The organism is uncultured Leptotrichia sp., assembly GCF_938036635.1.
Classification (GTDB): Bacteria; Fusobacteriota; Fusobacteriia; order Fusobacteriales; family Leptotrichiaceae; genus Leptotrichia; species Leptotrichia hongkongensis.
This window is the reverse complement of the sequence record NZ_CALHQO010000236.1, coordinates 1-5,569: the sequence shown is the minus strand read 5'-3', so window position 1 is coordinate 5,569 and position 5,569 is coordinate 1. Positions and strand designations below refer to the sequence as shown.

The 5,569-nt window shown below is 31.4% G+C and carries 4 protein-coding genes and 1 pseudogene; 1 reads left to right on the top strand and 4 read right to left on the bottom strand.

The window, feature by feature from the left end:
- On the bottom strand, positions 1 to 229 hold a 229-nt coding region (tnpA, locus tag Q0370_RS04590), incomplete at its 3' end, for an IS200/IS605 family transposase (protein ID WP_299572722.1).
- A 244-nt stretch (positions 230 to 473) separates the two neighbouring features.
- Between tnpA and Q0370_RS04585 the strand changes: the two are divergent.
- Positions 474 to 1,685, top strand: a pseudogene (locus tag Q0370_RS04585) (relaxase/mobilization nuclease domain-containing protein); the annotation flags it as partial.
- A gap of 25 nt (positions 1,686 to 1,710) precedes the next feature.
- Here Q0370_RS04585 and Q0370_RS04580 read toward each other — a convergent pair.
- The 3 genes from Q0370_RS04580 to Q0370_RS04570 are packed head-to-tail and all read right to left on the bottom strand — an operon-like array spanning position 1,711 to position 5,349.
- Positions 1,711 to 4,254 (bottom strand): DEAD/DEAH box helicase, encoded by a 2,544-nt coding sequence (locus Q0370_RS04580; protein WP_156697041.1) that lies wholly within the window; start codon positions 4,252 to 4,254, stop codon positions 1,711 to 1,713.
- Positions 4,255 to 4,284: 30 nt separating this feature from the next.
- On the bottom strand, positions 4,285 to 5,100 hold the full coding sequence (locus Q0370_RS04575) for an abortive infection family protein (protein WP_101928611.1): 816 nt from the start codon (positions 5,098 to 5,100) through the stop codon (positions 4,285 to 4,287).
- 36 nt (positions 5,101 to 5,136) lie between these two features.
- Positions 5,137 to 5,349: a helix-turn-helix transcriptional regulator gene (locus tag Q0370_RS04570; RefSeq protein WP_101928610.1), complete on the bottom strand. Its 213-nt coding sequence runs from the start codon at positions 5,347 to 5,349 to the stop codon at positions 5,137 to 5,139.
- Positions 5,350 to 5,569 lie beyond the last annotated feature (220 nt).

Here is a 5,569-nt window from a genome sequence, read left to right as displayed (position 1 = left end):
ATGAAACTGCTATTTTAGGTGGGATTAATACTAACATATGCACATGATCTGCCATAAGCTCCCCCTCTATAATCTTGACGCCCTTATATTCACATAAACGCCTCAGTATTTCACGTAAACTATTTCTATATTGATTATATATAACTTTACGTCTATACTTAGGTGTAAATACTATGTGGTATTTGCATAACCATTTTGTGTGCGCAAGACTCTGTGTCTTTGTTGCCATATAAAATCACCTTTCTTTTGCATATAATGCGGCTTGAACACCTACATTATACTTAAGCAAGGTGATTTTTTTGTATAACTTTCGTTGCCGCACCCGCATAGCGGGTGGTTTTATGATTCGCGACTACGTCACGAACCAGTCTAAAGACAATAACAAAATAGATGCCCCCTGTAAAATACAGGGAAGTATCCATGTGTTTAGGCTAGTAAATAATATGTGTCCAGGAAAATGGGTACATATCAAAACTGCCCATACCCAATTTTTAAGAACACGAAATGATGCCGGAATAAACGGAACTGTTCTTGCAAGACATCTTATTCAATCCTTTTTACCGGGAGAAGCAACTCCGGAAATGGCACATCAAATCGGTCTTAAACTGTGTAAAAAGATATTAAAAGACGAGTACGAATATGTCTTGTCTACCCACATAGATAAAGGGTATATCCACAACCATATCATCTTCAATAATGTAAATATGGTAACGGGTAAATGCTACCAATCCAACAAGAAAAGCTACCACCAAATCAGGTATCAAAGCGATAAGCTATGCAAGGATAATAACCTTTCTGTGATTGATGAATTCTACGAGAGCTATAAGAGAAAGTACAAAACAAATGGTAAGTCATGGTATGAAAATGAGCAATCTAAGAAAGGTACTTCTTGGAAAAGCAGTCTTCAATTTGACATTGATCGTTTGATAAAACAGTCTAATGATTGGGAACAATTTCTAAATAAGATGGCGGAACTTGGTTATGAAATAAAGCATGGAAAACATATAACCTTTAAGCCAAAAGATAAGCAGAGATTTACAAGAGCTAAGACGATTAGTGAGGATTATACCGAAGAAAGATTAAAAGAGCGTATTACAGAAAATCAAAATATCAAAGCCTCACCTGTCAAAAAACGAATCGGAAATGTCATCAATATGAATACCAATGCCAAAGTGAAAGAGAGCAAAGGCTATGAATACTGGGCAACAAAACATAACTTAAATACAATGGCTGAGTCAGTTGTTTTCATCAGAGAACATGGCATTAACTCCATTAAACAACTTGATGAATATATCAGGAAAAGTGCTGAAGAAAGACAGAGCTTACAAGATAAAATCAAAGAAATTGACAAGGATATGCAGATACTTTCTGATACGATGGAACAAGTTCATACTGTTAAAAAGTATCGAGCCTACTACAAAGAATATAAATCAAATCCTTCTGATAAGGCATTTTTTGAGGAGCATCAGTCTGAAATCACACGCTACGAAACAAATCTTGCAAAACTCAAAAAGTCCTATTCAAAGCTACCTGATTCTAAGGATATTTTAGATAAACTTGATAAATTGCAAGAAAAAAAGAATACCCTAATGCAAGAGTATTCTTCTACAAAATCTACTATGGACGAGCTTTATCAAATACGAAAGAACTATGGAATTTACATGGGCAAGGAGATGGAGCGATAGAATCTCTCCATCTCTATTAACTATTTTATTTTTTTAAATGATATATATTTTCAATATAATTTTCTGAAAAATCCTCAATATTTAATTTATACATATTTAAGTACCCTTGGATTTTTTCATCAGATAATGAATCTAATTCGTATTTTCTGATTTCTTTTACAAACTTTTTTAGATTATCTTTTAGCTTTTTTAAACCATTCCTTCTCATCACGAAAACTTTCTCATTAAAATCCGCATCATGAGCTAACTGCTTAGTAGGAATTATCATTATGCGCAAAACATCTACAAGTTCCCCATACTCTTCCTTAAACCATCCACAATGGTTATTAAATTGACCTGCTTCAGATTTTTTTATAGCATTTCGATTTTCGTCAACTTCATTTTTACACTCAAAAAATACATATTTTTTATTTGAAACACACCACAAATTATCTGGACCCTTTCTAATTTCTTTATCTGGTCGTTGACTAACATAACCTAGAATTTCACCTAAATCTTTTAATGCAGATTCAAATTTTTCAGCCGCAATGCCAAAAGAAAGATTTTCTATCACTTCATTTATATAAAGATTAAATTCATCAAAACTGTCATATTTTCCAATATTTCTTTTGAATCTGTTTATTCTGTTTTCATTTAGGAAAGAGATTTTTGAATATGCAATTCCCTCTTTAGGCTTTAATAATTGAGGATTCTTTTTAAATGCAGACTTTTGAAGTGTTTTTGATTTTTCCTCTGAATACATATATGCATATCTTGCCATCTGCTCTAAATACCAGCCTTTTTCTAAATCATCATTGATAAACTTATCAATGAATTTTTGTGTCCTTTCTACAGCAAGCTCATATTCTCCTTGTGAAAATAATTTTTCTAATTCATTTTCTTCTGCGTATCTGTTATAAATTTTATTTTCTACGTTCTCTTGAACAATTGCATTCATTTCATCAGTGTAATACTCTTTCCACCCTTCATCCCTTTTGAGAATTTGATTTATTAGTGAATCAATCTGCTTCAAAGGCTGATCTTCCTCACTAATTTCTTCTTTTGCCATTTTTGCGACTTCAAACCCAATCTCTATTTGTTTCTGTGTCTGAGCAGAAAAATATTTTCTTGTTAACACTCCCCTCATAAATTTTTCTATGTCAGATCCTATTACAAGAATAGCGCAATAATCTTTTTCTCCACGAACAGCCCTTCCTAATCCTTGTTCAATCTTTTGTGCTATTTTTTTATTTATAATTTCACTATTAGGGCAACACTTCTCTTCATATCTATCAGAGAAGTTGTTTAGAAATGGCATTGAATCCATTATCAAAACTCTGCAGCTTTCATCTGGTAAATCAATCCCATCATATCTATTATTTATCACAACAGTTTTTTCAAAATTACTTTTTCTTAGATCATCTATCACAGAAAATAGTTCTTGATTATTTTGTGGAAGTTTTGAACCTAATTCACTGTAATAAATAGCTCTTTTTGTATTAGGAACTATAGCGACAATACCAAACTTCTTAACGTTCATTGATGCAAATTTAGTTGCAACTAAATCTCTATCACAGGTTTCGTCTATTAATGATGGCATCAATATCATCTTTTCGCCAGACCATCTTAATTGTGGATACACAATCGGATTAACCACTGCATTAGTTGAAAAATCCAGACCCTTGACAAAAAATATATCTTCTTGGGTTGTTGCAGACATTAAAATTCTTCTCTTAGCTTTTGAAAATGTCCCAAATTGTTCTACGTTAATGTTATATGGCGCAATTTCAATCTTACTTCCTGAAATAAAACAAGAATATTCTATTATTTTATCCTTCATCAATGGCCACACAAACTTAATTTCATCCATATTGGAAAATTGAGATAGAATAGATAAAAGTTCAGTTCTTTTACTATTCCATGCCCAGTATGGAACCATCATGAAGGTTTCGTATTCTCCAGATTTAATATCTAAATAGCTCCCCTCACCTTGCTCTATTAAATCATCTGAAAACAAAGTGAGTATCCTTCCATAAATATCCTCGTTTCCATTTTTATTTCTATTAATGGTTAAAGTAAATGAATCCTTTATAACATCTATACACGCATGGGAATCATCTAGAATGATTGTATTTGTCTTTGTGAAGTTATTTCCTAGTCCAAAAATTGATTTTCCATTAAAAATTTTATGAGCATGTGTAATTAGAATTTTTTCACCTGATAAAAACTCATTAGGAATTTCATTATTACTATCAATTACACAAAACGGAATACCGAACTTTTCAGCTTCCACACAAACTTGTTTGACTAAATAAATATTAGGACAAACATATATACAAGGTCCCTCTCCTAAATTAAGTGCAGATTGTAGCATTAACAAACCAATTAAAGTTTTTCCTTCTCCAGTATGTAGCTTTACAATAAGATCTCTCTCATCTTTTCTATTGTTATACCACTCATCCAAAGCATATTTTTGAACAGGTCTCAAAGGACCCGCAATGCTCTTTCTATCAAGCGTATTATACAATTCAATAGGATTGGTAATTTTTAACTTACTTTTTAAAGCAATTTTTTTCTTAAAATCTACCATTTTTAGTACCTCCTTTTAATTTTATCGTTCTCATTTATTTTCATTTATTAATAAAAATGTATCCCACAAATAGCGAACAAGAGTTATACTTGCCCCAACAGATAATTCTGCATGTCGTTTTGTTAATCCATTAAATTTTGCAGAACGTCCATGTCCACTTCCATAATGATTTCTTAATTCAATTATTCCGCCACTTAAACCATTAAGACTCCCTGTAATTTGTTTCACAATTTTTTCTTCTTCTAAATCCATCGCCACGCTTTTATTGGGAATATTCAATGAACTTAGAGTTTGTTTTACAAGTTGTCCCATATTTATTGAATCTTTTATAATTTCACCATTGCTTTCAATGATTGTTTTACAACAACTTTCTAGTAATTCTTTTGACTTTCCTATTGCTTCTGTCGGATTTTCATTACACATTGCTACCATCAAATCTATTTGCTGATTCATATATTTACTAGAAAATTTTTTCTTTAACTCTTCTGATACTTTAGAAAATTTCTTAGAATATTGTTTTTCTCTTTCAATAATTTCCTTACACTTATTATAAAGAGATTTGTATGTGCTTCCGTTATAAGCTTTATCCTCTGATTCTATTTCTAAGGAATATCGCACTTCATAGTATTCCAGTAAATCATCCAATAATTTTACTACCTTATCATTATCTCCTTCATTTATGAATTCATTTAACGACTTACCCTTCGATAAATTATATTTCTCACACAAAGCTATTCCTACACTATGCAATGTGAATTCATCAAATCTATATGTAGAAAAATCTAAAACATACCCACCTCTATTTAACAAATCATTAAAGTATGTTCTTTCAATATAACTAATCATAAATTCCTCCAGTTCATTAAATTATTCCAAGTTATATTAAGAATCGAACTTAATGCACTCTACTATTTCCTCAATATCACAATCCAATGCATTACAAATTCTAAGCAAAACATCTGTAGTTATATTTTGTCCGTTCTTCATTTTGTAAAATGTACTTTTACTCACTTTTGCCTTTTCCATCAATTCATTATTTGTCATATCTAAATCAATGAGTTTTTTGAACAATCTTTTATAACTAAAAGCCCTCATTCTTATCCTCCATTCAAGAAAACTATATTTATTATATTATGCCATAAAATGTACTTTTTTCATAAATATATTCTTTTTAATCGAACTCGCATAAACAAAAACGGCCCCTCATATGAGGAGCCGTTCTATATAAAACCCTTACAGTGTCCATGCGAGTGCTTCACCACAGCTCGCATGCCTATCCCATTAGGCCTGGACTTTTATATTATTTTGTATGTTG